Source organism: Alkalihalobacillus alcalophilus ATCC 27647 = CGMCC 1.3604 (assembly GCF_000292245.2).
Lineage (GTDB): Bacteria > Bacillota > Bacilli > Bacillales > Bacillaceae_D > Alkalihalobacillus > Alkalihalobacillus alcalophilus.
Genome location: NZ_ALPT02000027.1, coordinates 19145 through 40427 on the forward strand (window position 1 = coordinate 19145; position 21283 = coordinate 40427).

Consider the following 21283-nt stretch of genomic DNA (forward strand, 5'->3'; position numbering starts at 1 on the left):
TCTATAAGAGAAACCTCTGTCGGCAAAGAAATGCGCTGGCAAGTACGCTCTGTTCCCAAGAATCTCCCACTTCAAGCGTTAGCTAAGTAGCGAGTAGTTCAACCTGTTTACTTCTTTTCCTCATAACTAAAGTAATCAAAATCGGCATGTAGATTAGCGCCAGATGTATCTTGGCATTGCATTCCAACGAAGGCTCCGGTAAAAAAGCCTCCACCTTGAATATAATCGTCTGATAGTTTATAGGATTCAAAGTCGATCTCGATTTGAGTCCAGTTTGTACCGTCAAATGAGTAGGAATAGCGATAAACGTCCGTTTCGACATCAACGCGTAAAGAAACGTATTCGACTTCATCTGGTATGACAATTTCGCGATTTAATAAAGGTCGAGCAAAAGTGAAATTGTCGCATGTCATGAGGTCAAGAATTCTTCCCTTTTCTTCATGCCAAGTGATTTGCAAGGCGGTCCAGTTTTGGGTGTTGTAGTAGTTTACAAGGCCAGCAGCTTGCTGAAAGCTTTCAGGGTTAAATTTTACTTTTGTTTCAGCATGAAAACGGAAATGTTGCCATCTTCTAGCGGCAAAAGCCTGTGTAAACTTAGATGTAAGAGACTCTTTCCCATAAAGGCGTAAATGTCCTGGGTTATCTTTAAGGGAGAGGATATTTTCTCCTAAGGGGATACGTAATGATTGAAAATGAAGGCTCAGCTCTTCAGCATCAAAGTCATCTTTTACGCTGTCTTGTTCCCATGGAGTTTCTGGAATATCAGGACCTTGTATTTCAAGAGCTGGTTCGTTTCCACCGACAACGTAAGGCCAGTCGTTTTGCCACTCTAATCTTTGAATCGCCGTTTCACGACCAAGTGGACAATATCCGCGTGGCAGCAATAAAGCCTGTCCTTCCCTTGGTAATGGTCGACCTGTTAAATGGACAAGGAACCACTCATCGGTATGCGTTTGGACAATAGAGGCATGTCCTGCCTTTTGTAATGGGTTCCTTGGCGAAGTGTAAGAGGTGATCAATGGATTCTCTGGATGAACTTCATAGGGTCCCCAAATATTTTTAGAGCGAGCAATCGTCGCTTGGTGCTCAAATTTTGTGCCACCTTCAGCGGTTAGTAAGTAATAATAGTCACCAATTTTGTATAGGTGAGGTGCTTCCGTTAATTTAATATCTGTCCCTGTAAAGATGATTTCTTTTTTACCAACCAATTTTTGTTTTTCTGGATCAAATTCTTGGAGAACAATTCCGTAAAAGCTGTGATTAGGTAAACGATGATCCCAAACCATATTAACAAAATATTTTTTGCCATCCTCATTATGAAAGAGGGAAGGATCAAATCCAGAGCTGTTTAAATGAACGGGTTCAGACCATTCACCATCAATTGTTTCACATGAAACAAGATAATTATGACAGTCCTTCCATTGTCCTTCCGTTACTTTTACATCGGTATAAATCAACCAAAATTTCCCGTCAGAGTAGGAGAGGGCAGGGGCCCAAACGCCACCTGAATCAGGGTTTCCACTCATATTTAATTGACTTAGTCGATTAAGCGGTCTCGAAACAAGACGCCAGTTTTTTAAATCCTTGGAATGGTAAATTCCTACTCCTGGAAACCATTCAAATGTGGAAACTGCAATATAATAATCTTCACCTGCACGGCAAATGCTCGGATCAGGATTAAACCCTGTTAGGATTGGATTTTGAATGAAGGACATGATAATTCCACCTCTCATAAGTGATTAAGTTAAAAAAGCTATGTTTGTTAGTTACTTCCTAAGTTAATCTTGATGAAGTTTTCCGTTGAAAAGGCTGCTACACCAAGTGCGGCAGAACGTTTTTCTAATTCAGAAAATTGCAGGTTCAGATTAGCTTGATGATTTGTTAAAGAAGACTGCTCTAGTTGAATCTTTAATTCTTCTGATAGCCATTTTTGCAGGGAGGCTAAGCGATTGCCAATAATAATTTGTTCAGGGTTAAAAATGTTAATGATATTATTTAGTCCAATCGCTAAATTTCGCCCAAGCTTATGAATGAGTTCAATGGTTTTTGCATCACCAGACTCAGCTAATGCAATTAAGGATTCAAGTGATAAATGGCTGTTGTCGGGCGTTGTAATCCCTTCATTTCGGGCTGACTGTAATAAAGCTTTTTCTGAAGCGAATAACTCCCAACAGCCTTTACTACCACAGTTACAAGGTGGTCCATCCGTATTAATCGTCATATGACCGAGCTCTCCAGATAAACCATTCTGTCCTAAATAGAGTTGGTTATTTAAAATAAGGCCAACACCAATCCCAATTCCACCACTTATATAAATAAGGTTAGTGAACTCTTGACCAGCTCCAAATTTCTTTTCCCCGTAAGCACCAGCATTCGCTTCGTTATGAATCGTAACAGGGAGGTTATACTTCTGTTCGATCACACTTTTTAAATTAATATTTTTCCAGTTGAGGTTAGGGGCGAGGAGAATTTCTCCATCTTTACTTACCGTACCAGGAACACCAATTCCAATCCCAACAATGCCATAGGGACTTTTAGGAACGGCGGCAAATAGGTCATCAATCACATTAAATAAAACCTCAGTCGTTTCTGAAAAAGTTAATTCATGAATCTCAATTTGTTTTTCATAACAAATCTTCCCTTGTAAATCAGTAAGAATAGCAAGGACATAATTAACGCCAATATCAATCCCAATTGAGTAACCAGCTGCTTGATTAAAAAGAAGCATAACAGGTCTTCTGCCACCACTTGAAATTCCTGGACCAGATTCGAGGATTAACTCTTCTTCTAATAGTTCACTAACTAATGAAGAGACAGTTCCTTTGTTAAGCCCTGTTTGATTCGCTAAGGCTGCTCTTGATATCGGGTAGGAATTCTTAATGGAGTTGAGGATAAGCGATTTGTTTCTTTGTTTGACTACATGTTGATTATATGTCTGAATCAAATAATCACTCCTTCTATAGTAAATAGCACTCGTTGTTAATCATTATAGTATAAACGAGTGTAAGTGCTTGCTAATACTTAAAATATAAAATCTATAAAGTTATTATACACTTAGTTTATCCACTAGACAAACGATGTTTTGCGTGATATTCTAAATTTGTAGTTAGGCTAAACTACGTTATACATTCAAGGGGGGAAATGCAATGGTTAAAAGGAAAGCGGTTACAAGTATGGTGGCGATATTTATGGTATTGCTCTTAGCGGTTGGTTGCTCTAATTCTTCCGGTGATGATACAGGTAGCACAGAAGGAACAGCAACAGTTGATTTTATGCATTTATGGCCACAAGGTAGCTCGGCTGAACACTATCGAATTGTCAATGAGATAATCGCAGACTTTGAAGAAGAAAACGAGATTAACATTAATTTACAAGTATTAAGTAATGAGCAATATAAGGATCAAATTACGATTTTATCAGCATCAAATGAACTTCCTGATGTTGGTATGACTTGGGCAGCAGGTTATTTAGATCCATTTGTTGAAGGAAATAAATTTACTCCATTAGATGATCTATTAGGTGATGGGTTAAGAGATGAATTTGTTGCTGGAACACTAGAAGCGTATGAAAAGGATGGGCAAACATATGGATTGCCTCTTGAGCTAAATACGGTATATGTCTATTATAATCAAGCGATTTTTGATGAACATAATTTAACAGCACCAGAAACATATGAAGAGTTAGAGCAAGTAGTAAATACATTAAATGAAAATAATGTAAATCCGATTGCATTAGGAAATCGTGATCGTTGGACAGGTTCGATGTGGTATATGTATTTTGCTGATCGAATTGGTGGAAGTGATACATTAACAAGTGCCATTGATCGTTCTGGTTCATTCGAAGACCCAGCATTAGTAGAAGCAGCTGCAAAAGTTCAAGAATTAGTAGAGAACGATTCATTTATTAGTGGCTTTAATGGATTAGCAGATGAAGAAGCGAAAAGCATGTTTATGAATGAGCAAGCAGCTATGTATATGATTGCTACTTGGGATCTGCCTAACTTTACAACTAATGAAGATGTACCACAGGAATTCAGAGACAGTGTTGGTTATTTCAAATTCCCAACTGTAGATGGAGTAGGAGATACAAATAGCTTCGTTGGTGGACCTGGTGTTGGTTTATTTGTAAGTGAAGATTCAGATGTACAAGAAGAAGCGAAACAATTTGCGAAGTATTTTGTTGAACAATGGGGAGAGAGAGCGGTATCAGAAGCGGGTGTTCTTCCAGCAACTATCGTTGATGGTGATAGCTTAGATTTACCAGATATGTATGTTGAAGTATTAAATGACTTAAATGAGGCGACGAATTTAACGCTGTATGCAGATGTACAAATGTCAGCAGCTGCCGCTCAAACTCATTTAGATTTAATTCAATCACTATTTGGTTTACAAATAACACCTGAGGAATTTGCAGAGTTACATGAAAGGGCTTTATCTGAAGAATAAAAGGTTTTGCTTTTAATAAAGGGCTATTTCTCGATTAGAATGGCCCTTTTCCACTCTTATAATTGGGGTTGTGTGAAATGAACAAAGTAATGTCCAATAAGTGGTTTATAACACTGTATCTATTACCAGCATTGTTATTAGTAGGTATATTAATCTTTATCCCACTTGTTTTAACAGGTTATTACGGACTGATGCGATGGGATGGAATCGGTGCGATGCAGTTTATCGGGCTCGATAACTATATAAATGTGGTTCAAGACAGCAAATTTTGGCAAAGTGCCGGCCACTCCTTTATGTTAGCTCTTTTTTCTACTTTGAGCTTAGTAATTTATCTACTTGTTTCAATGATTTTAGCTTCAAAAATTAAAGGGGCCAACCTTTTAAGAAAGTTATATTTAATACCAATGCTCTTATCGTCGGTTGCCATTGCCCAGCTTTGGATCAAAGTATATAACCCATCAAATGGGATGCTAAATACGATATTAAGCTGGTTTGGTGTTCAAAATCCTCCTTTATGGTTGGCGGATCCGAACATTGTTTTATATTCAATCTTTATTCCGATTCTTTGGCAGTACGCTGGTTTTTATATTTTAATTTATTATGCGGCATTAAAAGGAATACCAGAGTCGATTATTGAAGCGGCAAAAATTGATGGAGCCAACCCAATTCAAATCGCTTATCGGATTAAACTCCCTTTAATTATGGGAGTGGTGAAGGTGACGATTGTCCTTGCAGTTGTCGGATCACTAAAGTACTTTGATTTGATTTATGTAATGACCGGAGGAGGGCCAAACGGTGCGAGTGAAGTAATGGCCTCGTACATGTATAAGCTTGCTTTTGGAAATTACAACTTCGGATATGGTAGTGCAGTAGGGTTTATGCTACTTGTTATTACATTAGTCGTCACCTATATCGTTCGAAAAGTTACGGCCGATAAAGAAGAAATTCAATATTAATGGGGTGATTTGATGAGGAAATTAGGCTATTTTTTACTTTATTTCTGTTTAATTGGTGTCGCCATATTTCAAGTCTTTCCGATTGTCTGGTTATTTCTTTTCTCATTAAAGGATAATCGTGAAATATTTGCAGGTAATCCTTTTGCTTTGCCACAACAAATTAAATGGGAAAATTATTTAAGTGTTTGGGAAGCGGGAATTGGCAGTTACTTTTTTAATAGTATTTGGATTACAGGTGTCGCCATTCTCTTAACACTATTGTTCGCTAGTATGGCCGTGTTTGTTATTACGAGAATGAATTGGAAGTTAAACAAACTTGTATTAGGAATATTTATGATTGGCTTAATGATTCCGATTCATTCCGCCCTTATTCCACTGTTTAGTATGTTTTTGAATGTTAATTTAATTGATAATCCGTGGTCGATTGTTCTTACTTATACAGCCTATAACTTACCAATTACGATGATGATTCTTTTAGGATTCTATTATACGATTCCTAAAGAAATAGAAGAAGCGGCTATTATTGATGGAGCTTCATTACACCGTTTATTCTTTACGATTATTTTACCATTAACGACGCCAGTCCTTTCGACAACGGCAATCATCAATATGATTTATAACTGGAATGAGTTTGTTTTTGTTAATACTTTTATTAGTTCTGATAAATATAAAACATTAACGGTAGGGATACAGAATTTTGTTGGACAGTATATGACAGATTGGGGAGCAATTGGAGCAACACTCGTTATTAGTGTTTTACCGATTTTAATTGCTTTCTTATTCTTTAGTAATAAAATTGTTGAAGGCATTTCATCAAGTGCAGTCAAAGGGTAGGACAAAATGGAGCTAACTTTGTCCTAGTTGTTGCTTATCTTGAATTTTGTTAAAAGCTTTAATGGCAAACCAAAGGGTAAGAAATCCATAAAAACTAGCTCCAAAAATAAAAGCAATTGCTGGAAAGACATAAACAATCAACGAAGAGGAACCTATGCTAATGAGCATGGCCAACGATTGCAGCGGGCTTACGAGCATTATTAAAAAAGTATTTTTGATAAGAGGTAGAGTCTTAAGCTCAAAGTGGACGTAGGCTGGAAATAAATAAAAAAGAAACAGGACAAATAATATCATTCCAGCAAAAAGTGGAGCAGTCGCCCAGGTTAGTTGTTGTCCGATGTTCAAATATAAGAAAAAGAGGTTATAGCCAATAATAACAAAGGCGATATAGATCCAAATGGCTAAAAGGTTACCTTTTATAAATTCAGCTTTATAAACCTTCCAAAAGCTAGGGAAGATTGGCTGGTCATGCTCACCGATAATCCATTTTCTTATGACGGTAAACATCGCAATGGTTGCAGGGAAAAGGCCAAAAATAACGGCTCCTACAAGAGTGAAAGCGATCCATAATAAATTGATGTAGGCAAATCGTGTGATCCATTCTAATAGACGATAGAGTGCTTGGCTCATAGCTGTCCTCCTTATCAATGCTGCTTTTATTATATAGGAATGAATGAAGATTTTAAATCAAGTTTAGCTACTTTGTTTGTCTAATCGACAAACCTAAAATATATTTGAGGAGGAATTTACAATGACTTATTTTTCTAACATGTCCAAAATTCAATTTGAAGGTGCAAAATCAACGAATCCTTATGCTTTTAAGTTTTACAATCCGAACGAAATGATTGATGGCAAAACGATGGAAGAATATTTAAGATTTGGTGTCGCCTACTGGCATACTTTCACAGAGGATTTATCGGATCCATTTGGAGCAGGAACAGCAGTTAGACCTTGGAATCATTTGCAAGGACTTGACTTAGCGAAAGCGCGTGTGGAGGCGGCTTTTGAATTTTTTGAGAAGTTAGGTGTACCGTATTTTTGCTTCCATGATATTGATATTGCTCCTGAAGGGGACAGCTTACAAGAAAGCAATAAAAACTTAGACGTTATCGTAAGTATGATTAAAGATTATATGAAAGATAGCAAAACCAAACTGCTTTGGAACACAGTGAACAACTTCTCTAATCCTCGCTTTGTACATGGAGCTGCTTCGTCTAGTAATGCGGATGTGTTTGCGTATGCAGCAGCCAAAGTGAAAAAAGGTCTTGAAGTGGGTAAAGAGCTTGGAGCAGAAAACTATGTGTTCTGGGGTGGACGTGAAGGATATGAAACGCTTCTAAATACAAATATGAAATTAGAGTTAGATAATCTTGGCCGTTTCTTCCATTTAGCTGTTGATTATGCAAAGGAAATTGGCTTCGATGCCCAATTTTTAATTGAGCCAAAACCAAAAGAGCCAACCTCTCATCAATATGATTTTGATGTAGCGAGTGGGTATGCGTTTTTACAACATTATGGTTTAGAGAAGCAATTTAAATTTAATATTGAAGCGAATCACGCGACATTAGCGGGTCACACATTTGAACATGAACTTCATTATGCTCGTATTCACGGTATGCTCGGTTCTGTTGATGCGAACCAAGGTCATCCACTATTAGGATGGGATACAGATGAATTCCCGACAGATTTATATGCAACAACACTTGCGATGTATGAAATCTTAAAAAATGGAGGACTAGGTAGCGGAGGTTTGAATTTTGATGCGAAGGTGAGAAGAGGATCATTTGCACCCGAAGATTTATTTGAAGCTCACATTGCTGGTATGGATAGCTTTGCGATTGGATTGAAGGTGGCGAAAAAGCTACTTGATGACAAAGCGCTAGAAAATATTATTGAAGATCGTTATCAAAGCTTTACCGATGGAATTGGTAAACAAATTGTTGATGGTACAGTTGGTTTGAAAGAGCTTGAGGAATACGCGTTAAATTTAGGTGAAATTAAACAAACATCTGGCAAATTAGAGCGTATCAAGTCGACAATTAACCAGTATTTATTAACAGCTTATGCTGAATAATTTCTAATAAACGATGGCTGGATGTGATAACGATGAAATATGTTTTAGGAGTTGATTTGGGGACGAGTGCAGTTAAAATTGTACTCGTCAACCAAGCTGGAGAAGTTGTTCATGAAGTTTCAAAAGATTATCCTTTAAAGCAAATAAAGGCCGGGTTTAGCGAGCAAAACCCAAATGACTGGGTAGAGCAAACGCTTGCTGGACTTTCTGAGTTGGTGGCCAGTTTTGAAGGAAACGCTGAAGGGATTGAAGGGTTAAGTTTTTCTGGACAAATGCATGGTCTCGTATTATTAGATGAAGATCACGAGCCGCTTCGAGACGCAATCCTTTGGAATGATACAAGAACAACTGAGGAATGCCGAGCGATTTATGAAACATTAGGTCAAGAAACTTTATTGGAAATTACGAAGAATCCAGCTTTAGAAGGGTTTACTTTGCCAAAGATTTTGTGGGTCAAAAAACATGAACCTGAGTTATTTGCGAAAGTGAAGACCTTTTTATTACCAAAGGATTATGTGCGCTTGAAGTTAACTGGGAACCTACACATGGAATTCTCAGACGCAGCTGGAACACTTCTATTGGATGTAACGAATAAAAGGTGGAGTGAAAAACTTGCAAGTGTATTTGAGCTAGAGGAAAGCTTTTTCCCTCCGTTAGTCGATTCTCATCAAGAAGTTGGTCTTATATTAGCTGAAGTCGCTGCTCAAACGGGTCTCTCCGCTCAAACTCGTGTGTTTGCTGGAGGAGCGGATAACGCGTGTGGTGCGATTGGAGCAGGAGTGAATGAAGAAGGAAAAACGCTTGTAAGCATTGGCACTTCTGGTGTTGTTCTCTCTTTTGAGTCAGGTAGTGATAAAAATTTTGCGGGAGAGGTTCATTATTTTAATCACAGTGTACCAAATAGCTTTTATACCATGGGTGTTACGTTAGCAGCCGGTTACAGCCTTAGTTGGTTTAAAGATACTTTTGCAAAAGAGGAAAGCTTTGATCTCCTATTGGCTGGAGCTAAAGAGGTACCGGTCGGTTCAAATGGGTTACTTTTTACTCCTTATCTTGTTGGGGAAAGAACACCACATGCGGATTCTGCAATTCGTGCGAGTTTTATCGGCATTGATGGTTCTCATGAACGGGCACATTTTGTTCGTGCTGTTATAGAAGGAATTACCTTCTCATTAAATGAGTCGATTGAGATATTTAGAAGTTATGGCAAAAAAATCGATACGATTACTTCCATTGGTGGCGGTGCTAAAAGTGATTTATGGTTACAAATCCAAGCGGATATCTTTAATGCAAAAGTCGTGAAACTTTCAAGTGAACAAGGGCCAGGGATGGGTGCTGCCATGATCGCCGCATACGGCTGTGGCTGGTTCAAAACATTGAAGCAATGTGGAGATGCCTTTTTACAGGTTGATAAAGAGTTTGAACCGAGTGAGGAAAACGTCAAAACGTATCAAGAACTCTTTAAGGTTTATCAATCTGTTTATAGTGGAACGAAGGAAATGAACGAACAGTTAGTGGCCTTTAGAAATTAAATCGATGAATATAGTAGAAAAAAGAAGCAGGGTCATCAATTGATCCGTGCTTCTTTTTAGGTGGTTATTGACTTGGATGGAAACGTTCGAAAGGCGTAAGCTTAGTCTCCTGTTTGGACTTCACTCATTAAAGCATGAGTATTTTCTTCACTATCTTGAAAAAAGACCATCCAAGTTTCCTTGCTGCCGACTTTAGCGACAAAATGTGGCTCATCAATAAAGGATACTCCGTTGTTTAACATCGATTCGTAGCTTTCTTTAAGATGATCTACTTGAAAATAGAGAACAGAGCTCTTATGAGCAAATTCCTCTTTTTCTGGCAATGTTAGAAGCACAGTTTGTCGATCACATTGCAAAAAAGCCATACTATCAGTGTGAAAGAGCAGAGAAAGAGCAAGCTTTTTTTGATAAAATTCAATCGCCCGTTCTAATTTTTTGACAGGTACCCCGATTTGTCCGATCTTTTTAATCGATGTATTCATTTACAAAACTCCTTTCATAAATTCTTATCCGAACCAACCTTTATTTGAGTAGTAGATAGAATATTTAGATAGTTATAGTATATCGTAATTTTTTGAAATGGGGGAGGGGAGAAGAAAAGTGATGTATAGGTATACAGTTTGAATGAGCTTTAGTAAACTATTCAATAAGATAAAACTCATTACGAGGAGGAAAATAGATGAAACGATTAAATATAAAAGGAACGGACTTGAATGTTTCTAAGATCATTATGGGATATATGCGAATTGATAGTCTTTCATTAAAGGAAACCGAGCGTTTGATTCGTACAGCACAGGAGTCAGGTATTAATTTTTTTGACCACGCTGATATTTATGGCGGTGGGAAATGTGAGGAGCATTTTGCGAACGCAATTTCAATGAATTCGTCTATAAGAGAAGAAATGGTCATTCAAAGCAAGTGTGGTATCCGCAAGGGCGCAACTGGCTATTATGATTTTTCAAAAGAGCATATTCTCACTTCTGTTGATGGAATTTTAAAAAGATTACAAACAGATTACCTTGATCTTTTATTGCTACATAGACCAGACCCATTAATGGAACCAGACGAAGTGGCTGAGGCTTTTGACCAGCTTCATGAGTCTGGAAAGGTTCGTTATTTTGGTGTATCTAATCATAATCCGATGCAAATGGACCTTTTACAAAAAAGTCTTAACCAGAAGCTTGTCGTTAATCAAGTTCAGTTTAGCCTTGCTCATACACCACTTATCGACTCTGGAATGTCTTTAAATATGAATACGAATAATGCGATTGACCGTGCGAGTAGCACATTAGAGTATTGTCGATTAAATGACATTACATTGCAAGCATGGTCGCCTTTCCAATCCGGCTTTTTTGATGGGCCATTTGTTGGTGACACGAAAAAGTACCCTGAATTAAATCAAGTGTTAGAGAAAGTCGCGACAAAGTATCAAGTATCTCCGACAACAATTGCGGTCGCTTGGATAACACGTCATCCAGCCAATATTCAAGTCGTGTTAGGGACAACAAATGTAGGACGTCTACAAGAGTCTGCGGCAGGGGCAGAGCTTGAATTGACGAGAGAAGAATGGTACGAGCTATACTCAGCAGCAGGTAACATGATTCCATAGGGAAAGAGAAAAAACGTGGGACCTTGCTTTCTGCACGGTTTTACGTTTTTTTGTTATTCTCTAAAGGGAAGTTGGGAGGTGCTGAATGAATCAACATTGGTCATTAGAGCGAAAGTTCATGATCCTTATCTGTATATTAATCGCGATTATTATGTTTATGGTGACAGCTGTTTATATATATATTGAGCGAGAGCAGGCTCATGAATTAATTGGCCATCAAGCTTTAACGACTGCGGTTGTTGTATCTGAAATTCCTGAAGTGAAACAAGTGCTTACAATTGGCAGTAATCCTGAAGAGATACAGCCTTTAATCGAAAATATAAGAGTTCAATCTGGTGCGGAATTTATCGTGATCGGAGATGTTGAAGGAATTCGTTACACCCATCCAGAACCTGATAAAGTGGGGCAAGCGATGGTAGGTGGCGATAATGAAGGAGCTCTTGTATATGGAGATAGTTATATTTCTTTAGCAGAGGGTTCACTCGGTGCCTCAGTTCGAGGAAAAACGCCTATTTATGATGAATATGAACAAATTATTGGGGTCGTTTCAGTTGGATTTATGATTTCATATGTGGATTCAATATTTCGACAAGGATTAATGGGCTTTGTGCTTTGGTTAGTCTTGATTTTTATGGTCGGTTTAGTTGGAAGCATTCTTTTGGCAAAAAGTATTCGTCGTGACACTTTTGGATTAGAGCCTTATCAAATTGCCCGTATTTATAAAGAAAAAGGAGCTATTTTAGAGTCGATTAAAGAAGGGGTAATCGCGACCGATCAAAAGGGTTGTATCACCGTTCTAAATCAATCGGCTAAAGAAATATTAGCAATAAGTTCAGAGGCGGTAGGGCAACCAATTAAAGAAGTGATGTCCGAATCTGAAATAGCTCATGTGCTCGCAAGTGAAAAGGCGACAGGTCAATATGAAACATTTTATGGAGAAAAGCAATTGCTTGTTCGTTATCAAACAATCGATGATGATGGTATTTATGCTGGGAAAGTGGCCAGCTTTCAAGATAGGTTAGGTATTCAAGAAATTATAAATACATTGTCAGAAGTACAGCAATATTCCCAAGACTTAAGAGCTCAGACACATGAATATACGAATAAATTGTATGCGATTTCAGGGTGGTTACAACTTGGGCATACCAAAAAAGCGTTGTCATTTATTCATCAGGAAATAGGCCAGCAAAAAGAATATGAGCAAGTTTTATTCGAACAAATACAAGACCCAACAATTCAAGCGATCTTAATAGGGAAACTCTCGAAGGCTTCTGAGAAGAAAATAACCTTTTTACTTAATGAAGAAAGTATGTTGAACTACACATGGCCAGTAGAAACAACCGCAGCAATGGTTACCATCATTGGAAATGTGTTAGATAACGCTTTTGATGCAGTGAGTGAAGTGGTTGAACCTAAGGTCGAAATTTTCCTAACGGATATTGGTCATGATTTAATTATTGAAGTAGCAGATAATGGAGCGGGTATTACTTTGGAGAATATCGATAAGGTGTTAGAACAAGGGTTTACGACAAAAGAAGGGAGTCATCGTGGCTTTGGACTTGCCCTAGTGCAGGCGGCTTTAAAAGATTTAAAGGGTTCAATAGAAATAACAAAAAATGAGCCAAAAGGGACGATTGTAAATCTATATATTCCAAAAGTGAGAGGGGATAGCAATGAATGTCTTGATTTCAGAGGATGATTATCGAGTAGCAGATATTCATCGACAGTATTTACAAAATATCCAAGGGGTTAACGTCATCGCCGTTGCTAAAACAGCTCAGGAAACGTTAGAGCTCGTTCAACTTAAACAACCTGACGTAGTCTTATTAGATGTCTATTTACCTGATGAGCTCGGGATAAATATAATGGATGATTTAAGGAAAGCATGTTTAGGTTTACAAATTGTGCTGATTACAGCTGCTACTGATAAAGAGGTTTTACAAAAGGCTTATCAATATGGAGTAGTCGATTATTTAGTGAAACCTATTGCCTTAGAACGACTAGCTGATGCGGTTGCTAAGGCGAAGAAAAATCGACAGCTTCTTCACACAAGCAATGATGTTACTCAGCAATTATTGGATGAAATCTTTCAACCGATGGTCAAAAAAGCGAAGGAGCCGGATCTCCCTAAAGGAATCGATCAATTGACGCTTGAGAAGGTGAAGGCTTTATTAAAACAACAAACGGAAGGCATCACAGCAGAGGCACTAGGTCATCTTTTTGGAGCGTCTAGAACAACTTCCAGACGATATTTAGAGTATTTAATTTCAATCGATGAAGCACGCGCTGAACTCGTCTATGGAATTGTCGGACGCCCAGAGAGGAAGTATCAAGCGGTAAACAAATAATAAAATATACAGATCGAGTAGGAAGCTTTTTAAGGAGTATTTATTCCTTAGAAAGCTTTTTTTGGCGTGAACAAAATGAACGAAACATTCAGAATAATCTTAATGGACAATAATTTGAAAACGGTTACAAATCTAATGACTAAAAGTAGAATTAGTGAAAATATAGAAGGAGGCGACTTTCATTGCAAACGAGATTAATAACCATGATGTTCCTTGGACTCATTATATTAGTAGGCTGTACGATGCCTGTTCAAAGTGGAACGATAAATGAAGAGGGAGAGTGGGAACCAGATCGTTCGATTGAAATCATAGCCCCAGCTGCAGCGGGTGGTGGATGGGATACGACTGCTCGAATGTTAGCCCGTACGATCGATGAGGAAAATCTTAGTACACGTGGTTTTGGCGTTGTCAATAAGCCAGGGGGAGGCGGTGCAGTGGGGTGGGCTTATATTCATAAACGAAATGATCCACATAATTTATTTATTAGCTCACCACCATTACATTTTGTTTATCTTAATGGACAGTCACCATACGGGTATGAAGATTTTACTCCGATTGCTAATCTAATTGCCGATTATGGTGCCTTTGCCGTACGTGAAGATGCTCGTTGGGACACACTGGATGAACTATTTGCAGAGATGAGAGAGAATCCTGAAGATGTAACTGTTGTCGGGGTGTCTTCGCCTGGAAGTATGGATCATATGCAGTTTATTATGTTTGCAGAAGCGGCCGGCGTTGATATTACGAAGATTCGTTATATCTCTGACCAAGATGGAGGAGCGATGACAGCTGTATTAAATGGAAGTGTCGATGTCATCTCAACAGGGGTATCTGATGCGGCAGAACAAGCACGAGCAGGAAAAATGAAAGTTCTTGGAATTACAGCTCCAGAGCGGCTACAAGGAGATGAATTTTTAGAAACATTACCAACAGGAAAAGAGCAAGGAATTGAAGCTGAATTTGTCGTTTGGCGTGGGATTTTTGGACCTCCAGATATGACGGAAGAACAATTGGCTTATTATGAGCAGATCTTCAAAGCAACATCTGATTCCGAAGCTTTTGAGAAGATTAGAAAAATGTATGGATGGGATGAACAATACATGAATAGTACGGACTTTAAAACGTTTTTGGATGAACAGTCAAATGATTTAGAAGTTCTGTTAAAAGAGCTCGGCTTTTTAAGAGATTAAGGGGGGTGTCATTATGCGATTAACCGTTAATAAAACGATTTCGCTCGTATTAATTTTTGTATCGATTGCTTATTTAATCATGGCGTTTCGTTTACCTGAGTATGCATTTGTGCCTGTTGATGCTGATTTAATTCCAAAGATGTTAGGAGTTACGCTATTAATTCTCTCGATTTGCTTCTTCTTTAGCAAAGATGTCGATACAGAAGAACAAAAAAAGAAACGAGTCATCCCGAAAAAAGAGGCCCTGATGTTGTTGGGTGTAATGGCGCTTATTCTAATTTATATTACTGTTCTCGAGATCGTCGGTTTTGTCATTATGACCGCCGCTTTTATTATCATTTGCTCAAGGTTTCTTGGTTATAAAAAGTGGGGAGTTAATATCGCCACTGCTCTTATTTTTTCAGTCGGTGCCTATAGTTTATTTAATTATGGGTTAGCGATTCGTTTACCGGCAGGACTGTTACCATTTTAAGAATGATCGGAAAGGAGTGAGATAAGCCCATGTTTGATGGAATAATGCAAGGGTTTCAGGTAGCTTTTAGTTGGGAAGCGATATTGTTTGTTTTTATCGGTGTTTTATTAGGGACGATTATTGGAATGATTCCTGGCCTTGGACCGATTAGTGCGATTGCGATTATGATTCCAGTCACATATGGAATGGATCCAACGATTGCCCTTGTGATGATGGCCGGAGTTTATTATGGTTCGATGTATGGGGGATCGACATCATCGATTTTATTAAATGCACCAGGTGTAGCAGGGACGGTTGCCGCAGCATTTGATGGATATCCAATGGCTCAGCAAGGCAAAGCGGGTAAAGCCTTAGCGATATCGGCAATCTGTTCATTTGTTGGAGGAACGGTCAGTGTTATTTTGTTAATGATGTTTGCCCCAATGCTTGCTAGTGTGGCCATTATATTTGGACCACCAGAGTATTTTGCTTTAATGTTACTCGGCTTAACAGCGATCGCGAGTTTATCAGAAGGGTCGACCATTAAAGCTCTGATCTCAGCTGTATTTGGATTTATGATTGTGACAATCGGTATCGATTCACAAACGGGAACGAGTCGATTTACATTTGGAAGTGTGAACTTACTTGATGGAATTGACTTTTTAATTATTGCCCTCGGTGTCTTTGCGATTGCGGAAGTTTGTTTTTTAATTTTAAATCGAAAAGAAAAGTTGTCTGGTTTAAATAATATTGGCAGCTTGAAGTTAACAAAGGAAGATTTTAAAGAGATGAAAGGTCCCATGACAAGACAATCATTCTTAGGATTTATCCTTGGTGTTTTACCAGGTGCAGGAGCGACGATCTCGTCATTTGTCGCTTATATTACGGAAAAGAAAATGGCTAAAAAGCCTGAAGAATTCGGGAAGGGATCCATTAAAGGTTTAGCAGGACCAGAAACGGCGAACAATGCCGCAACAAGTGGAGCTTTTGTGCCCTTATTAAGTCTAGGGATTCCTGGGTCAGGAACAACGGCGGTTATGCTAGGAGCTTTTCTCGTTCTGGGTGTTCAGCCAGGTCCGTTACTAATGACAGAAAACCCGACAGTATTCTGGGGTGTTATAGCGAGTATGTATATAGGGAATGTCTTTTTATTAATTTTAAACTTACCGTTAATCCCTTATTTTGTAAAAATTTTAAAAGTACCCCGTCCGTTATTGATTTCATTAGTGATTATTTCAAGTTTAGTTGGGGTTTATGCTGTCAGCTTTAGTACCTTTGATCTTTATTTACTCGTTATTTTTGGAATATTAGGTTATTTAATGCGGATATTTGCTTTTCCAGCTGCTCCATTTATTCTCGCCTTTATTTTAGGTGGAATGATGGAACAAGCTCTACGCCAATCTTTAACGATCTCAGGTGGGTCATGGAATATTTTCACAAGCAGTCCGCTTGCGATGACGTTATTTGTCCTTACCGCATTATCGATTGTGATTCCAGCTTGGAGAGAGCGTGTTAGAAGAAAAAAAGAACCTGTAAGTTAAGTCGTTTTGGAAAAGTTCGTTTTATACATTATGGGGGTATCCAAATGCAGTTGGACTTTTGGATATCCTTTTTGATCGTATAGGAAAAGCTGTGCAGAGGAAGTACGGCGTATTTGGGTTTAAGAAGTTGAAAAAGAAGCCGAGCTAGCGGAAGTACGGCGTATAAGGAATTATGAAGTTGAAAAAGAAGCCGAGTAAGCGGAAGTACGGCGTATAAGGAGTCAAGAAGTTGAAAAAGAAGCCGAGCCAGCGGAAGTACGGCGTATTTGGAGTCATGAAGTTGAAAAAGAAGCCGAGCTAGCGAGAGTACGGCGCATAAGGAATTATGAAGTTGAAAAAGAAGCCGAGTCAGCGGGAGTACGGCGTATAAGGAGTCATGAAGTTGAAAAAGAAGCCGAGCTAGCGGAAGTATGGCGTATTTGGAGTCAAGAAGAGGAAAAAGAAGCCGAGCTAGACGAAACTCGGCTTATTTTGGCAGTCTTTCTCATTCTATTCCTTCTCCAACAAGGAGGCTATTTAACCTAAATTCTCATATCCAATAAAATAATAATCCTTTAGAAAATTTTATTATGAAAAAATCTTTTTTGACTTGTATATTTTTAGGGCATAAACAGACAATAAAAGTATATTCCTTATTAAAATGTGCTGGACCGGTTCACTGATTTGATAGGGTAGCATATCTAAAAATATGATTCATGAGGTGTAAAATGGGTAAACATAATAAAAAGCATAATAATCAATTTAAGGAAAATGAAAATAGTGGCGAACATAGAAATGGTCGTTTAAGCCAGTTTAAAAACCATAACGCAGTCGGAGGAGAACCAAATGAATACTTGAGTAGTCAAACGTCTGAAAATGGACAAGATGACAGGGAATAACACATAAAAGTCAACATGTCGACATTATGAGAATTTGCCGATAACCACATAGAAATATAAGAAGATGTCGTGAACGCTAACTAGGGCTTTGAGACGTCTTTTTTTGTTTTCTTATACCGACGAATTTTATTTATGGTGTGAGTAATTACATATGGATATATATGTTATTTTATGTATTGATTGATACGGGTGAAATGAAGTAGCAGGGCAATTATCAACGATTAATATACATAATGAGGGTATAGTTTTAAAGGTGGAAAAAGTCTGTATTTCACTTGAAGAGAGAGTGATTATAGTTGGGCAACTCCATTTGAGTGGTAGGCAAAATAAATTATTTTCTTAAATACCTTGAAATACATTAGGGGGGTATAGTATATTGGTGGTAGAGAGAAGCAACCATTATTAAGATGCCAGTACAATTTAATTTTATATAAGTTTGCTTAAAGGAGTTATCAATATGAACTTAAGTACAGTTTCCACTCATTTTCTTTTGTGTAATGGGAATTCTTGTACAAAGAATGGAGCGGAATCGGTGACAGAGTCGATGCGTTCAACAATTAAATCATGTCAGCTTCACACACAAATTCATACGACCAAGACACTTTGTAATGGGCAATGTAAAAAGGGGCCCATTGTAATCGAATACCCAAAAGGTGTATGGTATCAGCAAATGACTCCTGAGCTTGCTGTGGATTTAATTCAAGCCAAAAGAGATCAGAAACCATTTATCAAGAACCGTTTATATACTTATGTGAATGATTGTTTTAGGGTGGAGAAATAAGTCCAGCTATGTCCGTTAGAGAATAGGCTTTTTATATTGTTAGAGGAGGACTTCAGATGAAAACAAAAGAAATATCTTTACAAATAAGTGGTATGACTTGTGCTGCTTGTGCCAATCGAATCGAAAAAGGTTTATCCAAGATGGAAGGCGTACATGAGGCAAATGTCAATTATGCCGTTGAAAAAACGAAAATCATTTTTGACACTGAAAAAACAGATGTTCAACAATTTGAAGATAAAATTGAGAAACTGGGCTATGGCGTTGTTCATGAAAAAGAAACCTTTGATGTCACAGGTATGACTTGTGCCGCCTGTGCAACTCGAGTTGAAAAAGGGTTATCAAAAATGGATGGTGTCACAAGTGTAAATGTCAATTTAGCCTTAGAAACGGCTACAGTTGAATATAATCAAAGCGAAGTAACGATCGATAATTTGATCGAAAAAGTTGAGAAAATTGGATATGGTTTAAAGAAGCAAACATCAAAAGAAGAAACAGAAAACAGTAAAGAAAAAGAAATTGCTCATCAAACAGGGAAGTTTATTTTTTCAGCGATTCTAACATTGCCTTTGTTATGGACGATGGTTACACATTTTCAGTTTACTTCCTTCATTTATATGCCTGATATGTTTATGAATCCGTGGGTCCAGCTTGCTTTAGCAACACCAGTTCAGTTCATAGTTGGTGCCCAATTTTATCGGGGGGCTTATAAAGCTTTAAGAAGTAAAAGTGCTAATATGGACGTTCTAATTGCACTTGGGACAACGGTTGCTTATTTTTATAGCATTTTCTTAGGCTGGGAATGGCTTGCCCAAGGTCAGCAAGGTATGCCTGAATTGTACTTTGAGACAGCGGCTGTCATCATTACACTTGTTATATTAGGGAAGTTATTTGAAGTGAGAGCGAAGGGACGCACTGGTCAAGCGATTCAGAAACTATTAGGGATGCAAGCGAAAACAGCTAGAGTCGTTCGTGATGGTGAAGAAATGGAGATTGCCATCGAAGAAGTAATCGTTGGGGATATGGTTATTGTTCGACCAGGAGAAAAAATCCCAGTCGATGGAAAAATTGTAGACGGCCAATCTGCCGTTGATGAATCGATGATTACTGGTGAAAGTATTCCAATTGATAAAAAGCAAGGCGATACCGCGATTGGAGCTACGATAAATAAAAATGGCTTGTTGAAGATAGAGGCAACAAAGGTAGGCAAAGATACGGCTCTTGCCCAAATTGTCAAGGTTGTAGAAGAGGCTCAAGGTAGTAAGGCTGATATTCAACGGGTTGCTGATAAAGTGTCAGGTATTTTTGTACCGATAGTTGTTGCTTTTGCCATTGTTACATTTTTGGTTTGGTATTTTATCGTCGCACCAGGGGATTTCCGTTCCGCAATTGTTCCTTTGATTACAATTTTAGTCATTGCTTGTCCGTGTGCTCTTGGCTTGGCCACACCGACATCAATTATGGCGGGTTCAGGACGAGCGGCAGAAATGGGTGTTCTTTTTAAAGGTGGAGAGCACTTAGAAAATACTCGTTCAATTCAAACGGTTGTGTTAGATAAAACGGGTACAGTTACAAAAGGAAAACCAGAATTAACCGATGTTGTTGTCGCTTCTGCAATCGATGAAGAAGAAATGTTAGCTTATGTAGCTAGTGCTGAGAAAAATTCAGAGCATCCACTTGCTGAAGCCATTGTCAAAGGCGTGCAAGCAAAGGGTATCTCTTTGCAGCCAGTTAGTTTTTTTGAAGCGGTACCTGGTTATGGAATCCAAGCAGAAGTCGAAGGAAAAAAGGTATTGGTTGGAACACGTCATTTAATGGCACAGAACCATGTAGAAATCGCTCATTTTGAAGAGCGGATGAACGAGCTTGAAGAACAAGGAAAAACAGCGATGCTCGTCGCAATCGATGATCAGTTTGCCGGGATAGTTGCTGTTGCTGACACGGTCAAAGAAACATCAAAAGCAGCGATTAAGCGCCTCCATGATCTTGGTTTAGAAGTGATTATGCTGACTGGAGATAACAATCGAACGGCAGCAGCGATTGGAAAGCAAGTTGGCATCGATCGTGTCATTGCAGAGGTCGTTCCAGAACAAAAAGCAGATCAAATTAAAAAAATCCAAGGAGAAGGAAAAAAGGTGGCGATGGTTGGTGATGGAATCAATGATGCTCCTGCACTAGCTGTAGCCGATATCGGAATGGCAATTGGGACAGGAACCGATGTGGCGATCGAGGCTGCAGACATTACGTTAATGCGCGGCGACCTGCACAGTGTTGCGGATAGTATCGAACTAAGTGATAAAACGATGCGTAACATTAAACAAAACTTATTTTTTGCCTTTTTCTACAACACTGCATCGATTCCAATTGCAGCAATTGGCTTACTTGCTCCTTGGGTTGCTGGAGCGGCGATGGCCTTCAGTTCGGTCTCGGTTGTTTTAAATGCTCTACGATTACAAAGGCTCAAACTAACAGGAAGGAGTGAAGTCAAATGAAAATAAAAACATGGGTCATGAGTGGGATAGCCTATCTAGCCATTGTGATTATCGGCTTCACTCTCATTACAGGAGAAAATCCTTTAACGAGTACGGATATGAATCACGATGAACATAGTGAAGAACATGAGGAACATGATGACCATTAACGTTTA

19 protein-coding genes are annotated in these 21283 nt (G+C 38.5%); 15 read left to right on the forward strand and 4 right to left on the reverse strand.

What is annotated here, in order from left to right:
- Positions 1–107: 107 nt before the first annotated feature.
- Both BALCAV_RS09095 and BALCAV_RS09100 read right to left on the reverse strand, forming a co-directional pair.
- On the reverse strand, positions 108–1715 hold the full coding sequence (locus tag BALCAV_RS09095; RefSeq protein ID WP_003321989.1) for a glycoside hydrolase family 43 protein: 1608 nt from the start codon (positions 1713–1715) through the stop codon (positions 108–110).
- 47 nt (positions 1716–1762) lie between these two features.
- Positions 1763–2944 (reverse strand): ROK family protein, encoded by a 1182-nt coding sequence (locus BALCAV_RS09100; protein ID WP_003321991.1) that lies wholly within the window; start codon positions 2942–2944, stop codon positions 1763–1765.
- 202 nt (positions 2945–3146) lie between these two features.
- On the opposite strand from BALCAV_RS09100, the gene BALCAV_RS09105 reads away from it, so the two are divergent.
- The 3 genes from BALCAV_RS09105 to BALCAV_RS09115 all read left to right on the forward strand — a co-directional run bounded on the left by BALCAV_RS09105 (position 3147) and on the right by BALCAV_RS09115 (position 6235).
- Positions 3147–4445 carry an extracellular solute-binding protein gene (locus BALCAV_RS09105; RefSeq protein ID WP_003321992.1) on the forward strand — a complete coding sequence of 433 codons (1299 nt, stop codon included), beginning with the start codon at positions 3147–3149 and terminating at the stop codon, positions 4443–4445.
- A 77-nt stretch (positions 4446–4522) separates the two neighbouring features.
- The gene (locus BALCAV_RS09110) at positions 4523–5401 is read left to right on the forward strand and encodes a carbohydrate ABC transporter permease (protein ID WP_003321993.1); all 879 of its coding nucleotides are present in this window, start codon (positions 4523–4525) and stop codon (positions 5399–5401) included.
- A gap of 12 nt (positions 5402–5413) precedes the next feature.
- Positions 5414–6235, forward strand: a complete 822-nt coding sequence (locus BALCAV_RS09115) for a carbohydrate ABC transporter permease (RefSeq protein ID WP_003321994.1) — start codon at positions 5414–5416, stop codon at positions 6233–6235.
- Between the two features lie 12 nt (positions 6236–6247).
- On the opposite strand, the gene BALCAV_RS09120 is transcribed toward BALCAV_RS09115, so the two are convergent.
- On the reverse strand, positions 6248–6865 hold the full coding sequence (locus tag BALCAV_RS09120) for a YesL family protein (protein WP_003321995.1): 618 nt from the start codon (positions 6863–6865) through the stop codon (positions 6248–6250).
- Between the two features lie 121 nt (positions 6866–6986).
- On the opposite strand from BALCAV_RS09120, the gene xylA reads away from it, so the two are divergent.
- Both xylA and xylB read left to right on the forward strand, forming a co-directional pair.
- On the forward strand, positions 6987–8309 hold the full coding sequence (gene xylA / locus BALCAV_RS09125) for a xylose isomerase (RefSeq protein WP_003321996.1): 1323 nt from the start codon (positions 6987–6989) through the stop codon (positions 8307–8309).
- Positions 8310–8341: 32 nt separating this feature from the next.
- Positions 8342–9841 carry a xylulokinase gene (xylB, locus tag BALCAV_RS09130; protein ID WP_003321997.1) on the forward strand — a complete coding sequence of 500 codons (1500 nt, stop codon included), beginning with the start codon at positions 8342–8344 and terminating at the stop codon, positions 9839–9841.
- 101 nt (positions 9842–9942) lie between these two features.
- Here xylB and BALCAV_RS09135 read toward each other — a convergent pair whose 3' ends face one another.
- On the reverse strand, positions 9943–10323 hold the full coding sequence (locus tag BALCAV_RS09135; protein ID WP_003321999.1) for a VOC family protein: 381 nt from the start codon (positions 10321–10323) through the stop codon (positions 9943–9945).
- Positions 10324–10520: 197 nt separating this feature from the next.
- On the opposite strand from BALCAV_RS09135, the gene BALCAV_RS09140 reads away from it, so the two are divergent.
- The 10 genes from BALCAV_RS09140 (at position 10521) to BALCAV_RS22265 (ending at position 21277) form a co-directional block, all read left to right on the forward strand.
- Complete coding sequence (locus BALCAV_RS09140; protein WP_003322000.1) at positions 10521–11450, forward strand: aldo/keto reductase; 930 nt, start codon at positions 10521–10523, stop codon at positions 11448–11450.
- Positions 11451–11535: 85 nt separating this feature from the next.
- Positions 11536–13149, forward strand: coding sequence for an ATP-binding protein (locus BALCAV_RS09145; protein ID WP_003322001.1), 1614 nt, complete (start codon positions 11536–11538; stop codon positions 13147–13149).
- Entirely contained in the window at positions 13124–13798 is a 675-nt protein-coding gene (locus BALCAV_RS09150) for a response regulator (RefSeq protein ID WP_003322002.1), read from the forward strand. The genes BALCAV_RS09145 and BALCAV_RS09150 overlap by 26 nt, the downstream gene beginning before the upstream one ends.
- 203 nt (positions 13799–14001) lie before the next feature.
- Complete coding sequence (locus BALCAV_RS09155) at positions 14002–14988, forward strand: tripartite tricarboxylate transporter substrate binding protein (RefSeq protein ID WP_040323822.1); 987 nt, start codon at positions 14002–14004, stop codon at positions 14986–14988.
- Between the two features lie 13 nt (positions 14989–15001).
- Positions 15002–15460: a tripartite tricarboxylate transporter TctB family protein gene (locus BALCAV_RS09160; RefSeq protein ID WP_003322004.1), complete on the forward strand. Its 459-nt coding sequence runs from the start codon at positions 15002–15004 to the stop codon at positions 15458–15460.
- A gap of 29 nt (positions 15461–15489) precedes the next feature.
- The gene (locus BALCAV_RS09165) at positions 15490–16980 is read left to right on the forward strand and encodes a tripartite tricarboxylate transporter permease (RefSeq protein WP_003322006.1); all 1491 of its coding nucleotides are present in this window, start codon (positions 15490–15492) and stop codon (positions 16978–16980) included.
- Between the two features lie 707 nt (positions 16981–17687).
- Positions 17688–17858 (forward strand): hypothetical protein, encoded by a 171-nt coding sequence (locus BALCAV_RS22540; RefSeq protein ID WP_003322007.1) that lies wholly within the window; start codon positions 17688–17690, stop codon positions 17856–17858.
- A 457-nt stretch (positions 17859–18315) separates the two neighbouring features.
- Positions 18316–18639: a (2Fe-2S) ferredoxin domain-containing protein gene (locus BALCAV_RS09170; RefSeq protein ID WP_003322008.1), complete on the forward strand. Its 324-nt coding sequence runs from the start codon at positions 18316–18318 to the stop codon at positions 18637–18639.
- Between the two features lie 56 nt (positions 18640–18695).
- Positions 18696–21128, forward strand: a complete 2433-nt coding sequence (locus tag BALCAV_RS09175) for a heavy metal translocating P-type ATPase (RefSeq protein ID WP_003322009.1) — start codon at positions 18696–18698, stop codon at positions 21126–21128.
- The gene (locus BALCAV_RS22265) at positions 21125–21277 is read left to right on the forward strand and encodes a hypothetical protein (RefSeq protein WP_160173397.1); all 153 of its coding nucleotides are present in this window, start codon (positions 21125–21127) and stop codon (positions 21275–21277) included. The genes BALCAV_RS09175 and BALCAV_RS22265 overlap by 4 nt, the downstream gene beginning before the upstream one ends.
- Positions 21278–21283: the final 6 nt, after the last annotated feature.

Coding starts and splice junctions, on each gene's coding strand:
- BALCAV_RS09160 (WP_003322004.1), top strand. CDS start 15,002: ATGCGATTAACCGTTAATAAAACGATTTCGCTCGTATTAATTTTTGTA.
- BALCAV_RS09115 (WP_003321994.1), top strand. CDS start 5,414: ATGAGGAAATTAGGCTATTTTTTACTTTATTTCTGTTTAATTGGTGTC.
- BALCAV_RS09095 (WP_003321989.1), bottom strand. CDS start 1,715: ATGTCCTTCATTCAAAATCCAATCCTAACAGGGTTTAATCCTGATCCG.
- BALCAV_RS09120 (WP_003321995.1), bottom strand. CDS start 6,865: ATGAGCCAAGCACTCTATCGTCTATTAGAATGGATCACACGATTTGCC.
- BALCAV_RS09175 (WP_003322009.1), top strand. CDS start 18,696: ATGAAAACAAAAGAAATATCTTTACAAATAAGTGGTATGACTTGTGCT.
- BALCAV_RS09170 (WP_003322008.1), top strand. CDS start 18,316: ATGAACTTAAGTACAGTTTCCACTCATTTTCTTTTGTGTAATGGGAAT.
- BALCAV_RS09110 (WP_003321993.1), top strand. CDS start 4,523: ATGAACAAAGTAATGTCCAATAAGTGGTTTATAACACTGTATCTATTA.
- BALCAV_RS22265 (WP_160173397.1), top strand. CDS start 21,125: ATGAAAATAAAAACATGGGTCATGAGTGGGATAGCCTATCTAGCCATT.
- BALCAV_RS09105 (WP_003321992.1), top strand. CDS start 3,147: ATGGTTAAAAGGAAAGCGGTTACAAGTATGGTGGCGATATTTATGGTA.
- BALCAV_RS09155 (WP_040323822.1), top strand. CDS start 14,002: ATGATGTTCCTTGGACTCATTATATTAGTAGGCTGTACGATGCCTGTT.
- BALCAV_RS09140 (WP_003322000.1), top strand. CDS start 10,521: ATGAAACGATTAAATATAAAAGGAACGGACTTGAATGTTTCTAAGATC.
- BALCAV_RS09135 (WP_003321999.1), bottom strand. CDS start 10,323: ATGAATACATCGATTAAAAAGATCGGACAAATCGGGGTACCTGTCAAA.
- BALCAV_RS09145 (WP_003322001.1), top strand. CDS start 11,536: ATGAATCAACATTGGTCATTAGAGCGAAAGTTCATGATCCTTATCTGT.
- xylB (WP_003321997.1), top strand. CDS start 8,342: ATGAAATATGTTTTAGGAGTTGATTTGGGGACGAGTGCAGTTAAAATT.
- BALCAV_RS09150 (WP_003322002.1), top strand. CDS start 13,124: ATGAATGTCTTGATTTCAGAGGATGATTATCGAGTAGCAGATATTCAT.
- BALCAV_RS22540 (WP_003322007.1), top strand. CDS start 17,688: ATGGGTAAACATAATAAAAAGCATAATAATCAATTTAAGGAAAATGAA.
- xylA (WP_003321996.1), top strand. CDS start 6,987: ATGACTTATTTTTCTAACATGTCCAAAATTCAATTTGAAGGTGCAAAA.
- BALCAV_RS09165 (WP_003322006.1), top strand. CDS start 15,490: ATGTTTGATGGAATAATGCAAGGGTTTCAGGTAGCTTTTAGTTGGGAA.